At 72.4% G+C, this 23,668-nt stretch carries 26 protein-coding genes, 1 tRNA gene and 1 riboswitch; of the genes, 13 read left to right on the forward strand and 14 right to left on the reverse strand.

Translation table 11 applies throughout. The features are described from left to right. Positions 1-223: 223 nt before the first annotated feature. On the reverse strand, positions 224-913 hold the full coding sequence (locus FEF34_RS24005) for an LmeA family phospholipid-binding protein (RefSeq protein WP_138054985.1): 690 nt from the start codon (positions 911-913) through the stop codon (positions 224-226). Further along, on the reverse strand, positions 910-3,357 hold the full coding sequence (locus tag FEF34_RS24010; RefSeq protein WP_138054986.1) for an MMPL family transporter: 2,448 nt from the start codon (positions 3,355-3,357) through the stop codon (positions 910-912). The genes FEF34_RS24005 and FEF34_RS24010 overlap by 4 nt, the downstream gene beginning before the upstream one ends. Positions 3,358-3,505: 148 nt before the next feature. Here FEF34_RS24010 and FEF34_RS24015 point away from each other — a divergent pair, with 148 nt between their 5' ends. The 5 genes from FEF34_RS24015 (at position 3,506) to FEF34_RS24035 (ending at position 6,340) form a co-directional block, all read left to right on the forward strand. Then, positions 3,506-4,285 carry a TetR/AcrR family transcriptional regulator gene (locus FEF34_RS24015; protein WP_234042539.1) on the forward strand — a complete coding sequence of 260 codons (780 nt, stop codon included), beginning with the start codon at positions 3,506-3,508 and terminating at the stop codon, positions 4,283-4,285. A 58-nt stretch (positions 4,286-4,343) separates the two neighbouring features. Then, positions 4,344-4,766 (forward strand): Mov34/MPN/PAD-1 family protein, encoded by a 423-nt coding sequence (locus FEF34_RS24020; RefSeq protein WP_138054987.1) that lies wholly within the window; start codon positions 4,344-4,346, stop codon positions 4,764-4,766. A gap of 87 nt (positions 4,767-4,853) precedes the next feature. Next, positions 4,854-4,979 carry a putative leader peptide gene (locus FEF34_RS43725; RefSeq protein ID WP_267905303.1) on the forward strand — a complete coding sequence of 42 codons (126 nt, stop codon included), beginning with the start codon at positions 4,854-4,856 and terminating at the stop codon, positions 4,977-4,979. A gap of 106 nt (positions 4,980-5,085) precedes the next feature. Further along, positions 5,086-5,373: a MoaD/ThiS family protein gene (locus FEF34_RS24030; RefSeq protein ID WP_138054989.1), complete on the forward strand. Its 288-nt coding sequence runs from the start codon at positions 5,086-5,088 to the stop codon at positions 5,371-5,373. Between the two features lie 16 nt (positions 5,374-5,389). Continuing rightward, positions 5,390-6,340 (forward strand): PLP-dependent cysteine synthase family protein, encoded by a 951-nt coding sequence (locus FEF34_RS24035; RefSeq protein ID WP_138054990.1) that lies wholly within the window; start codon positions 5,390-5,392, stop codon positions 6,338-6,340. Between the two features lie 153 nt (positions 6,341-6,493). On the opposite strand, the gene FEF34_RS24040 is transcribed toward FEF34_RS24035, so the two are convergent. Further along, positions 6,494-7,000 carry a type II toxin-antitoxin system PemK/MazF family toxin gene (locus tag FEF34_RS24040; RefSeq protein ID WP_171053069.1) on the reverse strand — a complete coding sequence of 169 codons (507 nt, stop codon included), beginning with the start codon at positions 6,998-7,000 and terminating at the stop codon, positions 6,494-6,496. A gap of 242 nt (positions 7,001-7,242) precedes the next feature. Here FEF34_RS24040 and FEF34_RS24045 point away from each other — a divergent pair, with 242 nt between their 5' ends. From FEF34_RS24045 to FEF34_RS24055, 3 genes are all read left to right on the forward strand, one after another. Further along, entirely contained in the window at positions 7,243-7,995 is a 753-nt protein-coding gene (locus FEF34_RS24045) for an MBL fold metallo-hydrolase (RefSeq protein WP_138054991.1), read from the forward strand. A 125-nt stretch (positions 7,996-8,120) separates the two neighbouring features. Beyond that, positions 8,121-9,713: an APC family permease gene (locus tag FEF34_RS24050; protein ID WP_234042540.1), complete on the forward strand. Its 1,593-nt coding sequence runs from the start codon at positions 8,121-8,123 to the stop codon at positions 9,711-9,713. 1 nt (position 9,714) lies between these two features. Further along, positions 9,715-10,134: a universal stress protein gene (locus tag FEF34_RS24055; RefSeq protein WP_138054992.1), complete on the forward strand. Its 420-nt coding sequence runs from the start codon at positions 9,715-9,717 to the stop codon at positions 10,132-10,134. 313 nt (positions 10,135-10,447) lie between these two features. On the opposite strand, the gene FEF34_RS24060 is transcribed toward FEF34_RS24055, so the two are convergent. Beyond that, entirely contained in the window at positions 10,448-11,743 is a 1,296-nt protein-coding gene (locus tag FEF34_RS24060; RefSeq protein ID WP_138054993.1) for a PTS transporter subunit EIIC, read from the reverse strand. 284 nt (positions 11,744-12,027) lie between these two features. Here FEF34_RS24060 and FEF34_RS24065 point away from each other — a divergent pair, with 284 nt between their 5' ends. From FEF34_RS24065 to rdgB, 4 genes are all read left to right on the forward strand, one after another. Further along, the gene (locus FEF34_RS24065; RefSeq protein WP_123187908.1) at positions 12,028-12,261 is read left to right on the forward strand and encodes a glucose PTS transporter subunit EIIB; all 234 of its coding nucleotides are present in this window, start codon (positions 12,028-12,030) and stop codon (positions 12,259-12,261) included. Positions 12,262-12,478: 217 nt separating this feature from the next. Continuing rightward, a complete protein-coding gene (rph, locus tag FEF34_RS24070) occupies positions 12,479-13,216 on the forward strand; it encodes a ribonuclease PH (protein WP_138054994.1) in 738 nt (245 codons plus the stop codon). Positions 13,217-13,472: 256 nt separating this feature from the next. Then, entirely contained in the window at positions 13,473-13,850 is a 378-nt protein-coding gene (locus FEF34_RS24075; protein WP_138054995.1) for a hypothetical protein, read from the forward strand. Between the two features lie 73 nt (positions 13,851-13,923). Next, positions 13,924-14,526, forward strand: coding sequence for an RdgB/HAM1 family non-canonical purine NTP pyrophosphatase (rdgB, locus tag FEF34_RS24080; protein ID WP_138054996.1), 603 nt, complete (start codon positions 13,924-13,926; stop codon positions 14,524-14,526). 60 nt (positions 14,527-14,586) lie between these two features. Here the strand turns inward: rdgB and FEF34_RS24085 are convergent. The 7 genes from FEF34_RS24085 to FEF34_RS24110 form a co-directional block, all read right to left on the reverse strand. Next, a tRNA-Leu gene (locus FEF34_RS24085) sits at positions 14,587-14,670 on the reverse strand. 49 nt (positions 14,671-14,719) lie between these two features. Continuing rightward, complete coding sequence (locus FEF34_RS24090) at positions 14,720-15,220, reverse strand: HNH endonuclease signature motif containing protein (protein WP_325063647.1); 501 nt, start codon at positions 15,218-15,220, stop codon at positions 14,720-14,722. Then, on the reverse strand, positions 15,217-15,873 hold the full coding sequence (locus tag FEF34_RS41430) for an HNH endonuclease signature motif containing protein (protein ID WP_171053070.1): 657 nt from the start codon (positions 15,871-15,873) through the stop codon (positions 15,217-15,219). The genes FEF34_RS24090 and FEF34_RS41430 overlap by 4 nt, the downstream gene beginning before the upstream one ends. Positions 15,874-16,038: 165 nt before the next feature. Further along, complete coding sequence (locus tag FEF34_RS24095) at positions 16,039-16,746, reverse strand: DUF1707 SHOCT-like domain-containing protein (RefSeq protein ID WP_138054998.1); 708 nt, start codon at positions 16,744-16,746, stop codon at positions 16,039-16,041. Between the two features lie 26 nt (positions 16,747-16,772). Further along, a complete protein-coding gene (locus tag FEF34_RS24100) occupies positions 16,773-17,777 on the reverse strand; it encodes an ABC transporter ATP-binding protein (RefSeq protein ID WP_138054999.1) in 1,005 nt (334 codons plus the stop codon). Between the two features lie 3 nt (positions 17,778-17,780). Next, positions 17,781-18,632 (reverse strand): ABC transporter permease, encoded by an 852-nt coding sequence (locus tag FEF34_RS24105; protein WP_234043160.1) that lies wholly within the window; start codon positions 18,630-18,632, stop codon positions 17,781-17,783. 10 nt (positions 18,633-18,642) lie between these two features. Beyond that, positions 18,643-19,443, reverse strand: a complete 801-nt coding sequence (locus FEF34_RS24110) for an ABC transporter permease (RefSeq protein ID WP_138055001.1) — start codon at positions 19,441-19,443, stop codon at positions 18,643-18,645. Between the two features lie 231 nt (positions 19,444-19,674). Between FEF34_RS24110 and FEF34_RS24115 the strand changes: the two genes are divergently transcribed. Further along, the gene (locus FEF34_RS24115; protein ID WP_234042541.1) at positions 19,675-22,224 is read left to right on the forward strand and encodes a transglycosylase domain-containing protein; all 2,550 of its coding nucleotides are present in this window, start codon (positions 19,675-19,677) and stop codon (positions 22,222-22,224) included. 116 nt (positions 22,225-22,340) lie between these two features. On the opposite strand, the gene FEF34_RS24120 is transcribed toward FEF34_RS24115, so the two are convergent. The 3 genes from FEF34_RS24120 to FEF34_RS24130 form a co-directional block, all read right to left on the reverse strand. After that, positions 22,341-22,661 (reverse strand): DMT family transporter, encoded by a 321-nt coding sequence (locus FEF34_RS24120; protein WP_138055002.1) that lies wholly within the window; start codon positions 22,659-22,661, stop codon positions 22,341-22,343. Between the two features lie 33 nt (positions 22,662-22,694). Then, positions 22,695-22,765, reverse strand: a riboswitch (guanidine-III (ykkC-III) riboswitch). A 143-nt stretch (positions 22,766-22,908) separates the two neighbouring features. Then, positions 22,909-23,256 carry a GroES family chaperonin gene (locus FEF34_RS24125; RefSeq protein ID WP_138055003.1) on the reverse strand — a complete coding sequence of 116 codons (348 nt, stop codon included), beginning with the start codon at positions 23,254-23,256 and terminating at the stop codon, positions 22,909-22,911. Positions 23,257-23,311: 55 nt separating this feature from the next. Then, positions 23,312-23,632, reverse strand: coding sequence for a DUF3618 domain-containing protein (locus FEF34_RS24130; protein ID WP_138055004.1), 321 nt, complete (start codon positions 23,630-23,632; stop codon positions 23,312-23,314). Positions 23,633-23,668 lie beyond the last annotated feature (36 nt).

Below are 23,668 nucleotides of genomic sequence, written 5' to 3' on the forward strand. Positions count from 1 at the left end.
CCGCGGCGGACGTGCGCGACGGGACGCGGAACGCGTCGCCGGCCGTGCCGGGCGACCTCCGCCCGGCACGGCCCGGTGCCGTTCGCGGACGCCGACGAGCGGCACGGGCGGCGCGACCCGCCCCGGTGGGCACGCTGCCGACGGCCGGCCGTCGGTCCCCTGGCCTGCCCCCCGCCTCCCCGTCCCCCGTCCTCCGCCCAAGGGTCTCCACCCGCCCCGGGGTTCACGTGAGCCGGACGTCGTGGCCCCGGGCGTGCAGCGTCACCCCGGCCTCGCCGACCGACACCCGCGTCGGCGCGAGGCCCGCGGGCAGCTCCGGTACGACGAGTTCCCTGCCGGCGAAGGCCGCCGAGATCCGGGGGCCTGCCGGGTCGACCGGCCGGCCCGCGAACGACGCGGCGACGGGCACGACGGTGATCGTGCGCCCGGTCAGCCGCGGCTCGGCCACCACGGTCAACGGAAGGCCCAGGACCTCGCGGTCCACACGCAGCCGGCCGGCCCCGTCCGCCGAGAGCGTGGCGCCCGCCCCGAGACCCGCCCCCAGGGAATCGAACGGCGCGGTGAAGCGGGCGTCCGCGGCCGCGGCCGTGTACCCGTCACCCGTCTCGGTGACCTCGCGCAAATCCACCGACGCCCGCACCGCCCTACCCTCCCTGGTCACCGCGTCCGCCCGTACGGCCACCTCCGGAAAGGACCCCCGCGCCGCGCTCAGCAGAAAGGGGAAACCGCCGATGCTGACCCGTGGGGCGCCGACCAGCGCCCCCTGCCGTGCGGCGATCCGCTCCGCGAGTCGCTTCTCGGCCACGGTCGCGCAGACGCGGTCGACGGCCGGCAGCGCCAGGAGCAGCACCGCCGTCACGAGGGCGGTCCACAGCAGAAGCCGCCGCCGGCCGTTCGCCGGACGCCGCGTCATGACGCGCTCCGGGCGTCCGCGAGGGGTGTACCGCCGGCCGGGGCGGAGGGCGGCGGCACGGCGTCGGCGTGGCCGTCGTCCTCGATCGCCAGCCGCGGCAGCAGCCGGTCCAGGGCGCCGGGCAGCCACCAGTTCGCCCGGCCGAGCAGCACCATCGTGGACGGTACGAGCACGCCGCGCACCACGGTGGCGTCGAGCGCGACCGCCGTGGCCAGGCCGATGCCGAACATCTTCACGACGGGGTCGTCGGACAGCAGATAGCCGAGGAAGACGCTGACCATGATGAGCGCCGCGGAGGTGATGATCCGGCCGGTACCGGACAGCCCGGAGATCACCGCGCTCCGGTTGTCCCCGTCGCGCAGATAGGCGGCGCGCACGGCACTCAGCAGGAAGACCTCGTAGTCCATCGCCAGTCCGAACAGTACGGCGAACATCAGCAGCGGGACGTAGCCCGGGATCGGCACCGGACCTTCGAGCCCGACCGGCGTCGCGCCCCACCCCCACTGGAAGATCGCGGTGAGCACCCCGTAGGCCGCGGCGACCGAGACCAGGTTCATCAGCGCGGCCTTCACCGCGACCACCGGGGAGCGGAAGGCCACGAGCAGGAGCAGCGCGGCGACGGCGAGCACGAAGCCGACGACCAGCGGCATCCGTGCGGTCAGCCGTTCGTTCAGATCGGCCTGGGCGGCCGTGACCCCGCCCACATGGGTCACCAGCCCGGTGCCCCCGGTGGAACCGGGCAGGGTCTCGTCGCGGAGCCGGTGCACGAGAGCGACCGTGTCCGGGTCGGCCGGCGCGGTGGTGGGCGTGACCTGCCAGCGCACCCGAGTGCCGCTCGCGTCCAGTTGCGCGGGCCCGACGGACGCGACACCGCGGGTCGCGCGCAGGGCGGAGGACACGGCCGTGATCCGGGCGTCGTCGGTGCCGGAGGCGGGCGAGGGCAGTGAGGACACGACCTGGAGCGGCCCGTTGGCACCGGGACCGAAGGCATCGGCCAGCCGGTCGTAGGCGGTACGGCTCGCAGTGCCGACGGCCTTGTCACCCGCGTCCAGCTGACCGAGCGTCAACTGACTGGCCGGGGCCGCGAGTACGCCGGTCAGCAGCAACGCGCCCAGCAGGCAGCGCCACGGCCGGGACGCGACGAACGCGGCTATCCGGCCCCAGCCGGCCGGAGCGCCCCCGGCGCCGGGGTGCGCCTCCGCCGGCCGCGAGCGGGCCGCGTGGGTTTCGGGGTGCTCCCCGTCGGGCCCGGCCGCGGTGACTTCGGTGCCTGCCTCGCCGGCCCCGCAGCCCGCTGAACGCTCCTTCCGCGCGTCCCGCCGCTCCCGTGCGTTTCCTGACGCCCGGACGGCTCCGTCCTCCCGTTCCTCCCGTTCCTCCCGTGCGTCCTGCTTGTCCCGCGCCCGGAATCCGCCCCGTGCCTTCCGTCCGTTCCGCGCCCGGGGGGTGAGACGAGGCCCGAGCAGCGACAGCACGGCGGGCAGCAGGGTGAGCGTCGCCGCCATGGCGACCAGCACGGCGATGCCCGGCGCGAGCGCCAGCGCGTGCAGCAGGGGAAGCCCGCCCAGCGCGAGCCCGGCGAGCGCGGCGACGACCGCACTGCCCGCGAACACGACCGCCCTGCCGGAGCCGGCCGTGGTGCGCGCCGCCGCGTCCTCGACGCCCACCCCGGCCGCGAGCAGTTCACGGAACCGGGTCAGACAGAAGAGCGTGTAGTCGATGCCGACACCGAGGCCGATCATCGCCGCGATGGTCGCCCCGGAGGACGGCATGTCCATCAGATGGCCGGCCAGACCGATCAGACAGAGGGACGCGCCGAGCGCGACCGCTCCCGTGAGCAGCGGGACCCCGGCCGCGACCAGGCTCCCGAAACCCAGCGCCAGGACGACGAACGCGGCCGCGAGGCCGATGACCTCGCTGTGCCCGGTGGAGCCCTTGTCGGCAGCCGCCGCGAGGTCTCCCCCGGCCGTGACCTCGATCCCCGCGCGCGCCGCGGGCGCGGCGGCCTCCGTGACGGCGCGGGTGGTCTCCGGGGTGATGTCCCGGCCGCCGACGTCGAGTTCGACCGTCAGGCGGCCCGTGCGGCCGTCGGCGGCGAGACCGCCGCCGACCGGTTCGTACGGGGTGGTCACGGCCACGACGTGGTCGACGCCCTCGATGGCCCGCGCCGCCTCCTCGACGGCTCTGCGCTGCCCGGAGGAGGTGAGCGGCGCGACGTCGGCCGGTGCGTACAGGACCACGGGCTGCCGGCCCGAGGCCGCGTCGGCGAAGGCTCCGGCCGTGTCGCGTGCCGCCTGGCTGTCGCTGCCAGGGATGGTCACGGCCTCACTGGTGACCCTTCCGAAGGTGCCGACGGCGGCGGCCAGGGCGACGAGCAGCAGCAGCCAGGCGGCCACGGTCCGTTTCGGTCTGCGGGCGCACCAGCGCCCGGTGGCCAGGAGCATCAGGAAGCCGTCCCTCTCGTGCGGCGGGCCGGCGGGGCCCTCTCGTGCGGCGGCCCGGGATGGGCTCGGAGTTGTTGCACTCGGTGTGCAAGCGGCACGGTTGCATCACGAGTGCAACAATGTCAACGCAGGGATGGGAGGAACCGAGGTGAACCAGTCGGACCGGCGGGCGCCGGATCGCGCCGGGGCAGGTGGAGGCGCACACCCCGGGGGCGGCGGACCGGTGCGGGACGGTCGCACCGAGCGCGGTCGCCGGACCCGGGAGAAGATCGCCGACGCGATGCTCTCGCTGCTCGACGACGGGGAGACGCAGTTCCCCGCGGACCGGGTGGCCGAGCGGGCCGGAGTGTCACGGCGCCTGGTGTTCCACCACTTCGCCGACATGGGTCAGCTCCAGGACACCGCCATCGCCCGGCGGCTGGACCAGCTGGCCGCGCGGATCGGCCCCCTGCCGGGCGAGGGGCCGAGGGAGGTGAGGGTGGCCGCGCTCGTCGAGCAGCGCGCACGGATCCTGGAGTGGATCACGCCGGCACGGCTGACGATGATGCGGCTGGAGAATCCGTCCGAGCGGGTCGGGTTCGCCACCCGCCAGGTGCTCGACTTCGCCCGCAGCCGGCTGGCCGAGGTCTTCGCCGAGGAACTGGACCGGCTGCCCGGGGAACCCCGGGCCGACCTGCTCAACGGGCTTGACGCGGTGTCCACATGGGGCGCCTGGTACCACTGGCGCAGCAGCGGGCTCGACCCGGATGCCGCCCGCCGCACGATGGAGGCCACGGTGCACGCGCTGCTCGCCGTGACCGACCGGACACCCGCGCCGGACCGGGCCGGCCCGCCGGGCACCGCTGACGACCGAGCGCCCGCACCCGGCCCGGCGGCGGACGACGTACCGTCCTCGCCTGAGGCCGAGGTCCCGCCCTCTGCCTCCTGATCTCAATCACTGGTCCCCGGATCTCAGATCCGGGAACCGTCCGCCTATTCTCGTCCTCATGCTGACCATCACCCAGGCCCTCTACGACCGGATCGTCGCCCACGCCCGCGAGGACCACCCCGACGAGGCGTGCGGCGTGGTCGCGGGGCCCGTCGGGAAGGGGCGGCCCGAGCGCTTCGTCCCCATGCTCAACGCCGCCCGTTCGCCCACGTTCTACGAGTTCGACTCGTCGGACCTGCTGAAGCTCTATCGGGAGATGGACGACCGGGACGAGGAGCCGGTGGTCATCTACCACTCCCACACGGCGACCGAGGCGTACCCGTCCCGGACGGACATCTCGTACGCCAACGAGCCCGGCGCCCACTACGTGCTCGTCTCCACGGCGGACGCCGACGACGCCGGCCCGTTCCAGTTCCGCTCCTTCCGGATCCTCGACGGCGAGGTCGCCGAGGAGGAGGTCCGGGTCGTCGACGCGTACTGAGGTCGATATTCCACCAGGCGAACAGATCAGGTCCATGATGTGAGATCACATGCCGGGGGCCGGATCGGGAATCGTTACGATGACCGCATGGTTCCCCACGACGTGAGTGAGAAGACGCCGGGCACGCCGCTGCTCGTGGCGCGACTGCACGTCGACCTGTGCCGCCTGGCCAGCGCCATCTGTACGCGCCGCGCGGACAGCGGTACGGCCTGAGCCCACGGCCCACGAACGCAGCAGCCCGCACCAGCCCCCGCGCGGGGGCCCAGCCGCGCGCCCTTACGCAACGCCCCTTACGCCACTCCCGACAGGAGCCCATGCCATGGCCATCGAGGTCCGCATCCCTACCATCCTCCGCACCTACACCGACGGCGCCAAGGCCGTCGAGGGCGGCGGGGACACGCTCGCCGAGCTGTTCGCCGACCTCGAGACCCGGCACCCCGGAATCCAGGCCCGGATCGTCGACGAGGCGAACGGCGGGCAGCTGCGCCGATTCGTGAACGTCTACCTGAACGACGAGGACGTCCGCTTCCTCGACGGCATCTCCACCAAGCTGTCCGACGGCGACAACGTGACGATCCTGCCGGCCGTCGCCGGCGGTATGGCCTGATCGGCCGGACCATCCCATGCGCTACGACTCCCCGCTCGCCGCGGTCGGCAACACCCCGCTCGTCCGGCTGCCCCGGCTGTCCCCGTCCGAGGACGTCCGCATCTGGGCCAAGCTGGAGGACCGCAACCCGACCGGCTCGGTCAAGGACCGCCCCGCGCTCCACATGATCGAGCAGGCCGAGAAGGACGGCCGCCTCACGCCCGGCTGCACGATTCTGGAGCCGACCAGTGGGAACACCGGCATCTCGCTGGCGATGGCGGCCAAGCTCAAGGGCTACCGGATCGTCTGCGTCATGCCGGAGAACACGAGCGAGGAGCGCCGGCAGCTCCTCGCGATGTGGGGCGCCGAGATCATCTCGTCGCCCGCCGCGGGCGGTTCCAACACGGCCGTGCGCGTGGCCAAGGAACTCGCCGCCCAGAACCCGTCGTGGGTGATGCTCTACCAGTACGGAAACCCGGACAACGCGGGTGCCCACTACGCCACCACCGGCCCGGAGATCCTCGCCGACCTCCCCTCGATCACCCACTTCGTCGCGGGCCTCGGCACGACCGGCACCCTCATGGGCGTCGGCCGCTTCCTGCGCGAGCACAAGCCCGATGTGAAGATCGTCGCCGCGGAGCCCCGGTACGACGACCTCGTCTACGGCCTGCGCAACCTGGACGAGGGCTTCGTCCCCGAGCTGTACGACGCGTCCGTCCTCACGACCCGCTTCTCGGTCGGCTCGTCCGACGCCGTCACCCGCACCCGTGAGCTCCTCCAGCAGGAGGGCATCTTCGCGGGGGTCTCCACCGGGGCGGCGCTGCACGCGGCGATCGGTGTGGGCAGGAAGGCGCAGAAGGCGGGGGAGTCCGCGGACATCGTCTTCATCGTGGCCGACGGTGGCTGGAAGTACCTCTCCACCGGCGTCTACACGGCCCCGACGACGGAGGCGGCGATCGAAACCCTTCAGGGCCAGCTCTGGGCCTGACGCCGTGCCCCCGGCATGCCTCCTGGTGCCGTCGGGCACCTGCCCGGGCGCGCGGAGGGCCCGGTCGCACGCCTGGACGCCGCGGGGTGTCGGCGCCCGCCGTGGCCGGGCGCCGGCCCGGACACGCGGAGGTGTTCAGGTGCCCGGACGGCGTCACAGGTGGCGCAGCTGGTCCCACAGCAGCGGATCCACCACACCCACCCGCCGGCGGAAGTCCCGTACCCGGACCTCGCGCAGTTCGTCGGTCTCCAGGAAGCTCGGGCGCCCGTGGGTGTCGCCGACCGTGCCCGGCGGGAGCGGGATCACGCCCGGACGCTCGTCGTGATAACGACTGGTGATCTTGGCGACGCGTGCCGCGCCGCCGTGCACGGCGAGGACCAGGCAGGGCCGGTCCTTGGAGCCGGGCCCGTCCTCGAACGGGACGTCCGCCCACCAGATCTCGCCCGGCTGCGGCCGCCGCTCCGGTCCCGGACGCGCGGCACCCTCCGCCAGCCTGCCGGGCCGTTCGCCCGGGGCACGGCCGCGCGGCCTCGTCGGCGGACGGCCCGGCGGTCTTCCGCCGGGCCTCCCCGCGCGGCCGCCCGGCCTCACCCGCGTCACGGCCGCCAGCAGCGCGACCGCCACCACCGCGCCCAGCGCGAGCCACCATGACGTGTCCATACCTCAGACGGTACCGGCGCGCATCCCGGGCCGCGCGCGCCGCTCGCCCGCCGTCACGCGTCGTCCTATCCGGTGACAGGGCAGGTGAGTTCCCCCACAACGGGTACCTGCGAAGGAGCGCCCGACCCTTTCGCGCCTTACGCTCGACGCACCGCACGACCTCCCCTGCGCACGCCTCGGCACCCCGCCACCCGCCCACGTTCCCCGTCCACCGGACGTCCGTCCACGGAGGTTCAAGCTCCATGAAGCTCACCGTCGTCGGCTGCTCGGGGTCGTTCCCGTCCGCGGAATCGGCCTGCTCGAGCTACCTCGTAGAGGCCGACGGCTTCCGGCTGCTCCTCGACATGGGCAACGGCGCCCTCGGTGAGCTGCAGCGCCACATCGGTCTCTACGACCTCGACGCCGTCTTCCTGAGCCATCTGCACGCGGACCACTGCATCGACATGTGCGCGTACTTCGTGGCCCGCTACTACCGCCACGACGGCGGCCGCTGCGACGCCATCCCGGTGTACGCGCCGGAGGGCGCGGAGCAGCGGCTCACCACCGCGTACGCCGACACCCCCTCCGACACGTCGATGAGCGAGGTCTTCGACTTCCACACCCTCAAGCCGGGCGCCTTCGAGATCGGGCCGTTCTCCGTGCGCACCGAGAAGGTCGCGCACCCCGTCGACACCTTCGCCATCCGGATCGAGCACGGCGGCCGCTCCCTGACGTACTCCGGCGACACGGGTGTCTGCGACCCCCTGGCCGACCTCGCCGACGGCACGGACCTCTTCCTCTGCGAGGCGGCCTTCACCCACGGCAAGGAGGACATCCCGGACCTCCACCTCAACGGCCGCGAGGCGGGCGCCCACGCCGCCCGCGCGCGGGTCGGCCGCCTCGTGCTCACCCACATCCCGCCGTGGACGGACGCCGAGCGCAATCTCGCGGACGCGCGGGAGGTCTTCCGGGGCCCCGTGGAACTGGCGGCCCCGGGCGCGGTCTACGAGTTGTGAGGCGGTCGGGCCGCGGGGCGCGTCCGTCCTGCCGCCCGACGCGGAGATCCACTCCGCAGGCCAGGAGCGGCACCTCCCGTTAAACTCGCATAGAAGCGACACATCGTCCTGATCTGCGAGGAAACATGGCCGATGACGTCAAGGACACCCTCCCTCCACCGCCCAGCTCGCACAGCCGGGAAGGGCCCGGAGAGCTGAAGCACAACGCGATCGGCTTTCTCGACGCGCTCGTCATCGGCATCAACTCGACCTCGCCCGCGTACTCGCTGGCCGCGGTCATCGGCGCGGTGGTGGCTCTCGTCGGCGTCTACGCGCCCGGCGTGGTGCTCGCCTCCTTCGTGCCGATGCTGCTGATCGCATCGGCCTTCTTCTACCTCAACCGGGTCGACCAGGACTGCGGCACGACCTTCTCCTGGGTCACCCGCGCCATGGGGCCCTGGGCCGGCTGGTTCGGCGGCTGGGCGATCATGATGACCGGCGTGCTCGTCGTCGGTTCGCTCGCCGACGTGGCCGTCGGCTTCGGGCTGCTCACCGTGGGACTCGACAGCTGGGCCGCCAACGACCTCGTACGCCAGCTGCTCGCCGTGCTGCTCATCCTCGTCATGACCGCCATCTGCGTCGTCGGCACCGAGGCCTCGGCACACGTCCAGAACGTGCTCATCCTCGCCCAGGTCGCGTCGCTCTTCGCGTTCGCCGTCGTGGCCGTCTACCGCGTGTACGCGGGTACCAGCTCGCTCGGCGCCGTCGAGCCGCAGATGACCTGGCTGAATCCCCTCGGGGCGGGCGGCGCGGCGCTGACCGCCGGTCTGCTGCTCGGCGTCTTCATGTACTGGGGCTGGGAGTCGGCGGTCAACCTCACCGAGGAGGTCAAGAACTCCGCCAGCGCCCCCGGACGGGCCGGCATCTGGTCGACGGTCGTCCTGCTCGGCACGTACCTCTCGGTCACCATCGCGGTCGTCGCCTTCGCCGGACCCGCCTACCTCGCCGAGAACGCCGCCGAGGAGGAGTTCGTCTTCGCCTCCCTCGCCCGGCAGGTCCTGGGCGGGTGGGACTGGCTCGTCCTGCTGGCCGTCTCCACGTCCGCGCTCGCCTCGACCCAGACGACGATCATCCCGGCATCCCGGACGGGGCTCTCCATGGCCAGGCGCGGCGCGCTGCCCGCCGCCCTCGCCCGGATCCACCCCCGCTTCCGCACGCCCCACGTCAGCACCTGGGCCGTCGCGGCCGTCGCGATCGTCTGGTACCTCGTCGTCAGCCAGATCAGCGAGAACGCCCTGCTCGACTCGCTCACGGCCCTCTCGCTGCTCATCGCGTTCTACTACGCTCTCACCGGCATCGCCTGTGCCGTCTACTACCGCCGCCATCTCACCGAGAGCGTGCGCAACTTCCTGCTCATCGGCCTCGGACCGGTGGTCGGCGCCGTGCTGCTGCTGTGGCTGCTGGTGGAGTCCGTCATCGACATGTCCAACCCGGCCAACTCCTACAGTGGGGTCTCGTGGTTCGGGATCGGACCGCCGCTCGTCATCGGCATCTTCATCGTCGTGGTGGGACTGTTGATCATGGTTGGCCGCCGGCTGACGAGCGACCGCTTCTGGCACGAGCGCCCGAGCGTCTGCGACCCCGACCTCGCACGCGGCACCACCGGCACCGGCAGCGGCACTGGTGCGGGCAGTGGTACCGGCAGTGGCGGCGGCGGGGACGGATCCGGAGGGCCGTGAGATGGCCGTCGTCCTCGGATACGACGAGTCGCCCGGCTCCGTGCGTGCGCTGCGGGTGGCCGTCGAGGTCGCCGCCGCCTTCCGCGAGCCGCTCGTCCTGGTCTTCGGCGCGGCGCCCCCGGGCACGCTCGGCGAGGAGTACCGGAGCCATCTGGAGGCCATACGCCAGTCCGGCAGGACCGCCCTCGCCCACGCCGTCGCCGCGGCCGACGACGCGGGCGTACCCACGGCGGTCGAGATCCTCGACCAGGGGCCGGCCGAGGCGCTGCTCGACGCCGCCGACCGCCACGACGCCCGCGTCATCGTCGTCGGCAGCTACGGGGAGAGCCCACTGCGCGGCGCCCTCCTGGGCTCGACCCCGCACAAGCTGCTGCACATCTCGCGGGTCCCGGTGCTGTGCGTCCCGGCCGCGGAGGCCTGAGCGAGCGGACGAGCGAGCGGACGAGCGCGCGGACGGGGCGGGGAAACGGCCGGTGGGCCGACGTCGGAGCGGACCCGGGGCGCACGGGCGGGCCCCCGCGCTCCGGAGGGGAGTGCCGGGGGCCCGCGTGCCGTCCGCGACCGCCATGTGGACCGGCTGCCATGGTCTACATCAGTCAGAGGTGTAGACCAGTTGTGGCGTGTGACGGAAGACAAGGAACCTGCGATCCCCGGGCGCCCGGTCATTCGCCCGCAGCCCTCGCCGCCCCTGCCGGCGCCCGTGGGCGCCGCTCGCGGTCGTGCGCGGCCTCCCGCTACTTGGTGACCTCGCGCTCCATCTCGTCGCCGATCTCGTCCGGCTCGCGCCCCGGCGTCCTGATGTCGAACTTGGTGATCGCGAAGCGGAAGATCGCGTAGTACACCGCCGCGAAGCCCAGGCCGATCGGGACGATCAGCCACGGTTTCGTCGCCAGGCCCCAGTTGATCACGTAGTCGATGAAGCCCGCCGAGAAGGAGAAGCCGTCCTTGGCGCCCAGCGCCCAGGTGACGGCCATCGAGACGCCCGTGAGCACCGCGTGGATCGCGTACAGCACCGGCGCGACGAACATGAACGAGTACTCCAGTGGCTCCGTGATGCCTGTGACGAACGACGTCAGCGCCGCCGACATCATCAGCCCGCCCACCTCGGCCCGCCGGTGCGGCTTCGCGCAGTGCGTGATCGCCAGTGCCGCCGCCGGCAGGGCGAACATCATGATCGGGAAGAAGCCCGTGGTGAACAGGCCCGCGTCCGGGTCCCCGTTCAGGAACATGTTGATGTCGCCGTGCACCACCGTGCCGTCGGGCTTGGTGTACGAGCCGAACTGGAACCACAGCGGTACGTTCAGGAACTGGTGCAGCCCCACCACCAGCAGTGCGCGGTTCGCCACGCCGAAGATGCCGGCGCCCCACGAGCCCAGGCCCTGCAGCCAGTTGCTGAAGCTCTCCAGCGCTCCGCCGACCGGCGGCCAGACCCACAGGCACAGCGCCGCGAACGCGATCGCGACGAACGACATGATGATCGGCACGAGTCGGCGCCCGTTGAAGAAGCCGAGCCAGTCCACCAGCCTGGTGCGGTGGTAGCGCTGCCAGATGTACGCGGTCATCAGGCCCATCACGATCCCGCCGAAGACACCCGGGTTCTGGTATGTGAAGGCCGTGACCGAACCGTCCAGGGCCCGGCAGCCGGTGGCCGCCGGGGTCGCGGGGTCGACGCACTCCTCGGGGAACTCCCGGATCACGCCGTAGTACACGAGGAAACCCGCCACCGCGGCCAGCGCCGTCGAGCCGTCCGCCTTCTTCGCCATGCCGATGGCGACACCCACGCAGAAGAGCATCGGCAGTCCCAGGCCCGAGTCCAGCAGCGCACCGCCGGCCCCGTCCATCACCTTGGCGAGGTTCGTCCAGCCGAGGCCCTGGTCGCCGAAGACGTCCGGCTGGCCGAGGCGGTTGAGGATGCCGGCCGCGGGCAGCACGGCGATGGGGAGCTGCAGGCTGCGCCCCATCTTCTGGAGCCCCTGGAACGACCTGTGCCGCCACGGCTGCCGCGGTACGGCCGCGCTCTCGGTGCTCATCGGCGTCCTCCCGGAAGTCGCCTGGTTTGGCAGGTGTTGCAGACTGGTGTAGACCAGTTCTCGTCCGGCCCCGGTCCGGCCCCGGTCCGGCCCCGGTCTTCCCCGCGGTCCGATCGAGGTCCGTGCCGGAAGCGGGTCGCCGGTGATCGTCATCATTCGATAGGTGACGGTCAATCGCCCATGAAGATGGGCCAACCGTGCATTAACGTGACGAAACGGACCGATGGTGGGTCGAGGTAGCGCTGAGCGCCCCGAACGGGCCTCTCGAACGCAGGGAGAAGGACATGGCCAGCAAGGCTGAGAAGATCGTCGCCGGGCTCGGCGGTATCGACAACATCGAAGAGGTCGAGGGCTGCATCACGCGCCTCCGCACCGAGGTCGTGGACCCGGGCAAGGTCGATGAGGCCGCGCTGAAGGCCGCCGGCGCCCACGGCGTCGTCAAGATGGGCACCGCCATCCAGGTCGTCATCGGCACCGACGCCGACCCCATCGCCGCGGACATCGAAGACATGATGTGACCCCCGCGCGAGCCGCCTCCCCGCTCGCCCGTGCGAGACCGCACCACTGACGGCGCACCCCTGTCCGCCCCGTTCCGCCCCGTTCCGCCCCGTTCCGTTCCGTTCCGGTCCGGTCCGTTCCGGTCCGCCCCCGGTCGACCCCGGCGAGGTCTCACCCGTGAGGGGTCCGTTCCCCACCGGAACGGGCCCCTCACGCGCGTACGGATAGGCTCACCACATGTCTCGTATCGACGGCCGCACCCCCGAACAGCTCCGCCCCGTCACCATCGAACGCGGATGGAGCAAGCACGCTGAGGGCTCCGTCCTCATCGCCTTCGGCGACACCAAGGTCTTCTGCACGGCCTCCGTCACCGAAGGCGTCCCCCGCTGGCGCAAGGGCAGCGGCGAAGGCTGGGTCACAGCCGAGTACTCCATGCTGCCGCGCTCCACCAACACCCGCGGCGACCGCGAGTCCGTCCGCGGCAGGATCGGCGGCCGCACCCACGAGATCTCCCGCCTCATCGGCCGCTCCCTGCGCGCCGTCATCGACTACAAGGCCCTCGGCGAGAACACCGTCGTCCTCGACTGCGACGTCCTCCAGGCCGACGGCGGCACCCGCACCGCCGCCATCACCGGCGCCTACGTCGCCCTCGCCGACGCCGTCTCCTGGGCCCAGGCGAACAAGCTCGTCAAAGCCGGGCGCAAGCCCCTCACCGGTACCGTCGCCGCCGTCTCCGTCGGCATCGTCGACGGCACGCCCCTGCTGGACCTCTGCTACGAGGAGGACGTCCGCGCCGAGACCGACATGAACGTCGTCTGCACCGGCGACGGCCGCTTCGTCGAGGTCCAGGGCACCGCCGAGGCCGAGCCGTTCGACCGCAAGGAGCTCAACGCGCTCCTCGACCTCGCCACCGGCGGCTGCGCCGACCTCGCCGCACTCCAGACCGCCGCCCTCGCCACCACGATCGGCGAGTGAACACGGCTCTGAGCGAGCGACCCGCGCCCACGGGCCGGTGACCCGAGGTGTCGTCCGGACGAACCCGACGTCCCGCGCCGGCCCCCCGACTCGCCCCCGGCCCGTCACCCGAGCCGCTCGTCGGCCGGCACCCCGGGCAGGGCGGCCCTCCGAAGAGTAAAGAAGCAACCAAGAACGCCACTGCCGGCGTCACAGCAGGTACGGGCGTACGGGCCGAACCGTACGCCCGTCCGGGAACCAGGGGAGGGACTGCACCATGCGCAGCCGCCGTATCGCACTCGCCGTCGTCACCGCCGTCGCGCTCACCGGAGCCGTCGGCTGCGGTGCCGTCGACAAGGCCCTCGACTGCGTCAAGACCGCCGACGCCGTAGCCACCAGCGTCGACGGGCTCTCCCAGGCCGTCTCCACCGCCTCCGAGGACCCGACACAGCTGACCGAAGCCCTCAACGACATCGACAGGGAACTCGGCAACCTCAAGGACACCACCGACAACGCCGACCTCTCCAAGGCCGTCGACGACCTCTCCAAGGGAGTCGAGAACGTCCGCACGTCCGTGGAGAACGGCGACGCCACCCCGGACATCACGCCGGTCACCGACGCCGCCACCGAACTCGGCAAGGTCTGCACCTCCTGAACCCCGGCCCGCCGGGCGCCGCGGACCCCACCCGCGGCGCCCGCGGCCCGACCGCCGCGGAGATACTGGGCGCATGACCCGCCTGATCCTCGCCACCCGCAACCCCGGAAAGATCACCGAGCTCCGCGCGATCCTCGCCGACGCCGGACTCAGCCACGAACTCGTCGGCGCCGACGCCTACCCCGACCTCCCCGACGTCAAGGAAACCGGCGTCACCTTCGCCGAGAACGCCCTGCTCAAGGCCCACGCGCTGGCCCAGGCCACCGGCCTCCCCGCCGTCGCCGACGACTCCGGCCTCTGCGTCGACGTCCTCGGCGGCGCCCCGGGCATCTTCTCCGCCCGCTGGTCCGGCACCCACGGCGACGACACGGCCAACCTCGAACTGCTGCTCGCGCAGCTCTCCGACATCACCGAGGAGCACCGCGCCGCCCACTTCGCCTGCGCGGCCGCCCTCGCCCTCCCCGACGGCACGGAACGCGTGGTCGAGGGCCGCCTGCGCGGCACCCTGCGCCACGTCCCGTCCGGCGCGAACGGCTTCGGCTACGACCCGATCCTCCAGCCGGACGGCGAGACGCGGACCTGCGCGCAGCTGAGCCCGGAGGAGAAGAACGCGATCAGCCACCGGGGGAAGGCGTTCCGGGCGCTGGTGCCGGTGGTGCGGGAGATGCTGGGCTGAGCCAGTACGGCGAAGGCCAGGCGCACCAGCGTGTGAGCCTGGCCTTCGATTGCGTAGGTGTGCGGCCGGTGGGACTCGAACCCACATGGGATTGCTCCCAGGTGCCCCTAAAACACCCGCTTATGCCAATTCAGCAACGACCGCTCGCGCCAGTCATCGTAGCGGTCCGGCCGTATCCGTGGCACGGGTGGCCTCAGGCTTCGGACCGGCGGTGGCCTCCTCTGCACCAGGTACGGGTGACGGCGTGGCAATTGGGGCATAGGAGCCGGAGATTCCGGGCTCGGTCGTCGCCCCAGTCCCCGTTTATGTGATCGACCTCAAGGGTCATGGGTAGGCCGCGCCATTCCGCACGGATTCCGCATGCGGCGCACTCCCGGGCTCTCCCGGTCTCCGCAAGGGCGCGACGTAGGTGCTCCGCCTTTCTGCGGCGCTTGCCGTCGTGTTTCACCAGCACGTCCTCGGCGCGCAGCGGAGGTGTGGTGCCAGGCTTGCCCCTCTGGTGGGCCTGGCCCAGGAAATGGCCGGTGTCGAGGTGGGCCTCTGCGATCCAGCGCTTCAGCAGCACGCGCTGACCGCCGTTGTCCGGGCGGCCCAGGCCCCTGAGAACGGCCGCCAGGGACTCAGCCGCGGCGACGGCCGCGACCAGCTCGGCTACGGTGGGCCGGCCGGCTCTGGGATGGACCGCGCGGCTCACGAGGACACTCGCTGGTGCCGAGCCCTGGCGCGCCCACGGTAGGTGTCCGTGGTCGAGTGGCAGTTGGGACAGAGGAACCGGAGGTTCTCGGCGCGGTTGTTGCGCCAGTTGCCGTCGATGTGGTCGATCTCGAGGGGGAGCCGACAGCCCCGCCATACGGGATCCAGTCCGCAGAGTGCACAGCGCTCGCTGAAGCCCCGTTCCAACAGCGCCCTCCGCAGCCTGCCGTTGGGCGTGCGCCCGCCGTGCACGGTGTTGTTCTCGACCAGGACTTCCTCGGCCGTGAGCCGGCGGTGGTTTCGGCGGGCCCGCTCCGTAGGGGGCGGGGCGGTGAAGTGCGAGATGTCGATCCCCAGCGCGCGAACGCGGCGGGCGATGTGCGTGTGCTGACCACCTACCACGTCGACACTCAGATGACGCAACACCTCGCACAGGTTCGTGGACGCCGCGACGGCAGCTTCCAGAGTCTCCCGGGACCAGCGTGTCCCTTCCCGCTCGGAGTGCGAGGTGTCCACGCCCAGTTTCTTCATGCGGGCTCGGATGTACGACCGCGAAGCCGCCCCCGCCCCCAGTTTCCCCAGCGCCTCCGACAGCGTCCGCGACGTGCTCGCCGCCTCCGACAGGCGTTCTCGTGTGTACGGGCTCACCGGCATGTGCTGCGTCCCCCTCCGTATCGGCCGCGTGTTCGCGCCCTCGCACGGAGTAACGAACCGGTCGTCGGATGGTCACGTGGGACCCGTCTCCCGAAGGCGGGCGCCCGCCTTCGGGCGGGGGAACCGCCGTAGGGTCGGCGCCCGCCCTCGGAGGCGGGGCACGGCTTACTCCAGCTCGCCCCGCGCCCCGCCGTCCTCGCGCTTGTCGAGGCGTTCCCGACGGCGGGCCTCCTTCAGGCGCTGCTTGTCCGCCTTGCGGAGCTTGCGTTCGACGCCGACGCCCCCCATGAGGGCGAAGCCGGTGACGGTCACACGAGGTGAGCCGGGGGCGATGTCGTCCGGGTCGCCGCCGGAGCCGGCCTCGCCGAAGCCGCCCATGAAGCCGAAGCCCCTGACGTCGACGCGCATGTCCGGGGGCACGGTGACCTGGATGCCGCCCATGACCGTGAAGCAGCGGATGACGACGTCCCGGTCCTCGAAGTCGGCGTCGCGCAGGTCGATCTCGCCGCCGCCCTGCAGGACGACGGCGGTGAACCTGCGGGCGACGGTCCAGGTGCCCTTGCGGCCGAAGCCGCTCCAGAACGCGAACGCGCCCCTGGAGGTGGGAGGGTGGCCGGTGCGCCGGGCGTAGTCCACGGCGCCGGTCGCGGGGGCCGGCGGGGCGGAGAGCGGTGCCGGGGCTCCGCCCCGGGCCGGGAGGTCCCGTACGAGGGGTTCCAGTTCCCCGTGCGTACGCGCCTTGTAGGCGGCGTCGAGCCGTTCCCCGAATTCGTCCATGTCGAGGCGGCCCTCGGCGACGGCGTCCCGCAGCCGTTCGGCGATCCGCTCCCGCTCGGAGTCGGAGGCCCGCATGTCCGGAAGGTCGCTCGTCATGCTTTCAGCCTAGTCAATCGGGGCGCTCACGGCGCCGTCGAACGCTCCGCGTACATCTTCGCGATCACCGACTCGATGTCGGGCTCCCGCACCGACAGGTCGACCAGTGGATAGTCGGCGGCGAGGGCGGCGACGATCGGTGCCGCCGATGCCGAGGCGGGGAAGGCGAGCCACTGGCGCGGGCCCTCGACCCGTACCGGCCGCGCGCCCGCGACCTCGATGGGCGGGAGCCGGCGCTCGAGGTCCACGACGAGGGTGCGTTCGCCCGGCGCGACCGCGTGGAGTCCGGCGAGGGTGCCGTCGTAGACGAGCCGCCCGTGGTCGATGACCATGACGCGCTTGCACAGTTGCTCGATGTCGGTGAGGTCGTGGGTGGTGAGGAGGACGGTCGTCGCGCGTTCGGCGTTGAGGTCGCGCAGGAACTCGCGCACCTTGGCCTTGGAGACGACGTCGAGGCCGATGGTGGGTTCGTCGAGGTAGAGCACCTCGGGGTCGTGCAGCAGGGCCGCGGCGATGTCGCCGCGCATGCGCTGTCCGAGGGAGAGCTGCCGTACGGGTACGTCCAGCAGGGCGCCGAGGTCCAGCAGTTCGACGCAGCGCTCCAGGTTCTGCCGGTAGCGGGCGTCCGGAATCCGGTACATGCGGTGCACCAGGCGGTACGAGTCGATGAGCGGCAGGTCCCACCAGAGTGTCGTGCGCTGCCCGAAGACCACGCCGATGCGCCGGGCGAGCCGGGTGCGTTCGCGTGACGGGTCGATCCCGGCGACGCGCAGCCGTCCGCCGCTGGGGGTCAGAATGCCCGTCAGCATCTTGATGGTGGTGGACTTCCCGGCGCCGTTGGGACCGATGTAGCCGACCATCTCGCCGCGCGGCACGGTGAAGCTGATGCCGTCGACGGCGCGCACCCGCGTCTTCTCGCGGCGCAGCAGGCCCGATCGACGGCGTACGTCGAAGGCCTTCTCCACGCCTTCCAGTTCGATCAGGTCGCCGGTCCGGACGGGGTCCGGGGTGCGGATGGCTTCCTCGGTCACGGTTCAGCTCCCGGTGCTGCGGTAGGTACGGAGTCCCGCCCGCCACGCGGCTCCGGCGAGCGCGCAGCACGCGGCGGCGACGAGCGGTGGGGTGAAGGCGAGCCAGCGGGGCAGGTCGAGCGGATAGGGCCGCCCGAGGACGTAGAGTGCGGGCAGCCAATTGACGAAGGCGAGCGGTACGACGAAGGTGACGCCCCGCACGAGGTCCTTCGCGAAGACGGTGGGCGGGTACTGGAGCAGGGTGTTGCCGCCGTAGGTGAGGGAGTTCTGCACTTCGGCGGCGTCCTGGGCGACGAACTGGAAGGCCGCGCCGGCGACGAACACGGCGGCGAAGATCGCCGCCCCGCTGAGCAGCATCATCGGCACCACGGCGGCCTTGAGCGGGGTCCAGGCGATGTCGAGGGCGAGGAGTGCGTAGCCGAGGACCAGCAGGCCCTGGGTGATGCGGCCGAGGCGGCGGAGGGCGAAGCGGTCGGCGGCGACCTGGGCGAGTACGGGGGCGGGCCGCACGAGGAGGGTGTCGAGCGTGCCGTCGCGCACGCGTCGTCCGAGCCGGTCCATGGAGCCCATCGCGAGGTCGGCGAGGCCGAAGGCGGTTCCGGCCGATCCGTAGAGGAGGGCGATCTCCGGCAGGCCGTAGCCGGCGAGGGTGTCGACGTGCGCGAACATCAGCAGGATGACGACGAAGTCGAAGGACGTGGCGGCGAGGTTGGCGAGCGCGGTCATGGCGAAGGACGCGCGGTAGGTCATGGTGGAGCGCATCCACATGGCGGCGATGAGCCCGTAGGCGCGCAGTCCGGACCGCAGGGTGTGCAGGTGTGCGGCGGGCCGCGGGTGTCCGGCCGTCCGCGGCAGCCGCTGTCGTTCAGCCACCCTGGACCACCACCCTCCTCGTGGCCGCCGACTGGAGGAGCCGGCCCGCGGCCAGGAGGGCGGCCGCCCAGCCCAGCTGGAAGGCGTAGGCGTGGACGAGCCCCCAGCCCGTGCGTTTGCCGAGGAGGACGTCGGCGGGGATCTGGAGCAGTGAGGACCAGGGCAGGAGCCGGGCGAGTTCACCGAGGGCGCCGGGGAAGAGGGTGAGCGGCAGCAGCATGCCGGAGAAGAACAGGCCGGCCAGCCAGGTGACCTGGAGGACGCCGGCGCCGTCCATCAGCCAGAACGCCGACAGGGCCGCGAGGTAGCGGAGGGCGAAGCTGACGACGACGCCGAGGAGCACGGCGGTGAGGAAGGCCAGCCAGGGCAGCGGGGACGCGGGCAGCGCGAGGTCGAAGGCGAGGGCGCCGAGCAGCAGGGGGACGACGCCGCGGCCGAGGAGGTGGAAGGCCGCGCGGCCCAGGTCTCCGGCGAGCCACCACAGTTGGAGGTCGGCGGGGCGGTAGAGGTCGATGGCGATGTCGCCGGTGCGGATGCGTTCGATGAGTTCGTCCTCGAAGCCGCCGCCCATCATGGCGCAGGTCATCAGGAGGGCCTGGCCCAGCCACACGAAGGTGACGGCCTGGGAGAGGTCGTAGCCGCCGAGCTGCGGGCGTTCGTCCCAGAGGGCGATATAGGCGTAGGCCATGATGAAGCCGAAGACGGTGTTGGTGAAGACGCCCGCCGCCGTCGCCACCCGGTATGTCGCATAGCGCCGGAAGCCACCTGCCGCGACGACCGCGTAGAGCCGCACCGGACACCCCCTTCGGTGGGAATCGTCGCAAGGACGCCGCGTCCGGCACGGACGCGCCAAAGCGCATGACCCTAGCTCAGCGGATGCGGCCGCCGCGACCGTATTCCGGGCGGGGGTCCTGGGGGTGAGGGGGTGGGAAGTGCAGTATGGGCGCACAGCGAATCGCCCGAAATGTCAGCTTCCGGCTCGGAGGTGTTCCTCCGGGCAGGGGCCCGAGGAGTCTTCACGGACATGAGTCACGAGCCACAGCAGCGCCGGGACCCGAGGGATCCGACCGCCGTCGGCCGCCCGGTGCCCGGCTCGCCGCGCGAGGAGGGTGGGGAGGGGTGGTACGGCGGGCCCGGCCGGGATGGCCCGGACGCGCGCGCGGACCGGGAGGACCGGCAGGCCCGCGCGGAGCCGCCGGACGACGGCGCCCGTCCGGGCCGCGACCGGACCCGCCCGCGGCGCACCGGTCTGCGGCGTGCCGTCCCCACCTGGCGGACGGTCCTCGGCGCCTCCCTGCTGTTCGCGCTCCTGCTCATCGGCGGTTTCGTCACCGGTTATCTGCTGGTCGGTATCCCGCCGGCCAACTCCGCGGCCACGGCCCAGTCGAACGTGTACCTCTACAAGGACGGCACGCAGATCGCCCGCGACGGCGAGGTCAACCGGCAGAGCGTCCGGCTCTCCCAGATTCCCCTCTCCGTCCAGCGCGCGGTGCTCGCCGCCGAGGACCGCGACTTCTACTCCGGACGGGCCGTCGACCCCCAGGCGATGGTCCGTGCCGCGTGGAACACCGTCACCGGCAAGGGGAAGCAGTCCGGCTCCACCATCACCCAGCAGTACGTCAAGAACTACTACCTGGGCCAGGAGCAGACGGTCACCCGCAAGGTGAAGGAGTTCTTCATCGCGATCAAGCTCGACCGGGAGGAGAGCAAGGCCGACATCCTGGAGGGCTATCTCAACACCAGCTACTTCGGCCGCAACGCGTACGGCATCCAGGCCGCCGCCCACGCCTACTACGGCAAGGACATCGGTGCGGTCGACACCGCCGAGGGCGCCTACCTCGCCTCGCTGCTCAACGCCCCCAGCGCGTACGACGTGGCCGCCCATCCCGAGAACCGGCCCCGGGCGCTGGCCCGCTGGAACTACACGCTCGACGGCATGGTGACGGAGAAATGGCTGCCCCTCTCCGACCGGGCCACGATGATCTTCCCGATGCCGCAGACGGCGGGTCCCGCCACGGGGCTCTCCGGACAGCGCGGCTACGTCGTCCAGGCCGTCGAGGACTGGATCACCGGCAACGGGATCGTCGACGAGAAGACCCTGGCGCGCGGCGGCTACCGCATCACCACCACCCTGGAGCGGAAGAAGCAGGACGCCTTCGTCGCCGCCGTCGACCGGCACGTGATGTCCCGGCGCGATCCCGGCCGTGCCGCCGACCGCAACGTCCGCGTGGGCGGGGCGTCGATCGACCCCGCGAGCGGCAAGGTCGTCGCCATGTACGGCGGCGTCGACTACACCAAGCAGTACGTCAACAACGCGACCCGCCGCGACTACCAGGTCGGTTCGACGTTCAAGCCGTTCGTCCTCGCCGCGGCCGTCGAGAACGGCTCCATGACCCAGGACGGCCGGCGGATCACCCCCGACACGCTCTACGACGGCACGGACCGGCGCCAGGTACAGGGCCGCCACGGCCCGACCGGCTACGCGCCGGAGAACGAGGACAACGTCTCCTACGGCCCGCTGAGCCTGCGGATGGCCACGGACCACTCGGTCAACTCGGTGTACGCGCAGCTCGCCCAGGACGTCGGACCGCGCAGGGTGCGGGAGACCGCCATCGCCCTCGGCGTCCCGGAGAGCACTCCGGACCTGACGGCGACGCCGTCCATCGCGCTCGGTGTGGCCACCGCGAGCGTCCTGGACATGGCCGAGGCGTATGCGACGCTCGCCAACCACGGCCGCCACGGCACGTATACGCTGGTCGAGCGCATCACCAAAGGCGGCGTGGAACTGGATCTGCCGGCCGCGCCGCACAGACAGGCCATCAGCCGCGAGGCGGCGGACACCACGACGTCCGTGCTGATGGGCGTGGTGCGGCAGGGGTCGGGCACGGCGGCGCTGTCCTCCGGACGGCCCGCGGCGGGCAAGACGGGCACGGCGGAGGGCGACAGGGCCGCCTGGTTTGCCGGTTACACCCCCGATCTGGCGACCGTCGTCGCCGTCATGGGGCAGGATCCCGACACCGGTGCCCAGAAGTCGCTCTACGGGGCGCTGGGCCTGCCGCGGATCAACGGCGGCGGGGCGCCCGCGGCGATCTGGGGCGAGTTCACGGCGGCCGCGCTGGCCGGCCGCGAGGCGGAGGGCTTCGACCTGACGGTCGCCGACGGCGCGGAGGAGGAGTTCTTCCCGTTCGACGAGCCGGGCCTGCCCGGCGACGACGCCTTCGGGCCGGTCGGGAACGAGGACCCCACCGGCGACCGCCGGTTCGCAACCGGCACGCCGCCACCGTCGGACTGGCCGGACACCGGCGGTGCCGCGGAAGGCGGCATCCCGCGCGACGGTGGCATCCCGCGCGACGGCGGCACTCTGCCGGCGGGCGGAACCACGGGCGGCCGCCCGCCCACGGCGGGCCGGGGCACCGTCGGCCCGGCGACCGGCGGGCCGGACGGCGGCACCGAGCAGGGCGGTGAGGTACAGGGCGGGGTCACCCGGGGCACCACCGGCGGCGGAGGCGACGGCAGCGGCCCGCAGGGGACGGACGGCACCGACGGCTGGGGCGCGGTCCCCGACCGGCCGTGAGCCGTGTCGCCGGGGCCGTGCCGGCGTGGGCCGTGCCGCCGGGTGCCCGACCGGCCGCAGGCCCTGTCGCCGAGGGAGGGGACGGCTGGTGGTGGGACGCGCCGCCGTGGACGGGATCAGCGGCCCGAGGTCGCCTTCAGGCCGATCACGGCGACGAGGAGCAGGACGACGAAGAAGATCCGGGCGGCGGTCGCCGGCTCGCCGAGGACGGCCATCCCCACGATCGCGGCACCGGCCGCCCCGATGCCGACCCAGACGCCGTACGCGGTGCCGATGGGCAGCGTCCTGGCGGCGCGGGACAGCAGCAGCATGCTGGCGACGATCCCGGCGGCGGTGAACACACTCGGCCAGAACCGGGTGAAGCCCTCCGTGAACTTCATGCCGATCGACCAGCCGACCTCGAGCAGACCGGCGAGAAGGAGCAGGACCCAGGCCACGACAGGCACCTCCGAGACGCGGACTTCGTGCGGGGTGCGTCGTCTTTGCCTGCCCGGTACGGCGCGTCTCGTCGGGTCGGCCCCACCGTAGCAGAGGGCATGCGGAAGGCCTGGTGACACCGTCACCAGGCCTTCCGCATGCCCTGAGGGCGCTGCCGCGGCCAGGGCCGCGAGGTTCGTGGGGCGCGCGCCGGACTGCGCGCACCGGCACCGGGCCGGGCGGCTCCCCGGGCGGTCCGCTACACCGCTACAGGTACAGCCCGGTCGAGTCCTCGGCGCCCTCGAAGCGGTCCGCGGCGACGGCGTGCAGATCGCGCTCTCGCATCAGTACGTACGCCACGCCGCGCACCTCGACCTCCGCGCGGTCCTCCGGGTCGTACAGCACACGGTCGCCGGACTCGACCGTCCGGACGTTCTGCCCGACGGCGACCACCTCCGCCCAGGCCAGACGCCGACCGACCGCCGCGGTCGCCGGGATCAGGATGCCGCCGCCGGACCGCCGCTCGCCCTCGGGGGCGTCCGACCGGACCAGCACCCGGTCGTGCAGCATCTTGATGGGCAGCTTGTCGTGCTTGTCGAGGGTGTTGTCGCTCACGACACCGAACCTACCTGCCGAACGCCGGTGGGGCCGCTTCCGGGGTGGATCGGGGTCACGCCTTCCGCTTCCTGGCGGCCAGGGCCAGCAGACCGACCAGGCCCACGACGGCCAGCGCCACCGGCACCGCGCGCTCCAGCCTGGGCGCGCCGTCCGGGTGCACGAATCGGTTCTTCACATCGATCACCACACGATTCGCGGCCACGAACGCCCGCCCCGCGGTCTGGTCCACGGTCGAGGCGACCTTGGCCTTCGCGTCCCCGATGATCGTCTTGGGGTGCATCCGCACCCCGATCTCGTCGAGCGTCTCGGCGAGCTGCTCGCGCCGGCGGACGATGTCCGCCTCGATCTGCGCAGGGGTCCTGGCGTCCGACACCGCGCCGCCTCCGTCGTCGTTTCCGGTAATCCTTCC

It is taken from the genome of Streptomyces marianii, from assembly GCF_005795905.1.
Lineage (GTDB): Bacteria > Actinomycetota > Actinomycetes > Streptomycetales > Streptomycetaceae > Streptomyces > Streptomyces marianii.

Coding starts and splice junctions, on each gene's coding strand:
- FEF34_RS24005 (WP_138054985.1), bottom strand. CDS start 913: ATGACGCGGCGTCCGGCGAACGGCCGGCGGCGGCTTCTGCTGTGGACC.
- FEF34_RS24010 (WP_138054986.1), bottom strand. CDS start 3,357: ATGCTCCTGGCCACCGGGCGCTGGTGCGCCCGCAGACCGAAACGGACC.
- FEF34_RS24020 (WP_138054987.1), top strand. CDS start 4,344: ATGCTGACCATCACCCAGGCCCTCTACGACCGGATCGTCGCCCACGCC.
- FEF34_RS43725 (WP_267905303.1), top strand. CDS start 4,854: ATGGTTCCCCACGACGTGAGTGAGAAGACGCCGGGCACGCCGCTGCTC.
- FEF34_RS24030 (WP_138054989.1), top strand. CDS start 5,086: ATGGCCATCGAGGTCCGCATCCCTACCATCCTCCGCACCTACACCGAC.
- FEF34_RS24035 (WP_138054990.1), top strand. CDS start 5,390: ATGCGCTACGACTCCCCGCTCGCCGCGGTCGGCAACACCCCGCTCGTC.
- FEF34_RS24040 (WP_171053069.1), bottom strand. CDS start 7,000: ATGGACACGTCATGGTGGCTCGCGCTGGGCGCGGTGGTGGCGGTCGCG.
- FEF34_RS24045 (WP_138054991.1), top strand. CDS start 7,243: ATGAAGCTCACCGTCGTCGGCTGCTCGGGGTCGTTCCCGTCCGCGGAA.
- FEF34_RS24050 (WP_234042540.1), top strand. CDS start 8,121: ATGGCCGATGACGTCAAGGACACCCTCCCTCCACCGCCCAGCTCGCAC.
- FEF34_RS24055 (WP_138054992.1), top strand. CDS start 9,715: ATGGCCGTCGTCCTCGGATACGACGAGTCGCCCGGCTCCGTGCGTGCG.
- FEF34_RS24060 (WP_138054993.1), bottom strand. CDS start 11,743: ATGAGCACCGAGAGCGCGGCCGTACCGCGGCAGCCGTGGCGGCACAGG.
- FEF34_RS24065 (WP_123187908.1), top strand. CDS start 12,028: ATGGCCAGCAAGGCTGAGAAGATCGTCGCCGGGCTCGGCGGTATCGAC.
- rph (WP_138054994.1), top strand. CDS start 12,479: ATGTCTCGTATCGACGGCCGCACCCCCGAACAGCTCCGCCCCGTCACC.
- FEF34_RS24075 (WP_138054995.1), top strand. CDS start 13,473: ATGCGCAGCCGCCGTATCGCACTCGCCGTCGTCACCGCCGTCGCGCTC.
- rdgB (WP_138054996.1), top strand. CDS start 13,924: ATGACCCGCCTGATCCTCGCCACCCGCAACCCCGGAAAGATCACCGAG.
- FEF34_RS41430 (WP_171053070.1), bottom strand. CDS start 15,873: ATGCCGGTGAGCCCGTACACACGAGAACGCCTGTCGGAGGCGGCGAGC.
- FEF34_RS24095 (WP_138054998.1), bottom strand. CDS start 16,746: ATGACGAGCGACCTTCCGGACATGCGGGCCTCCGACTCCGAGCGGGAG.
- FEF34_RS24115 (WP_234042541.1), top strand. CDS start 19,675: ATGAGTCACGAGCCACAGCAGCGCCGGGACCCGAGGGATCCGACCGCC.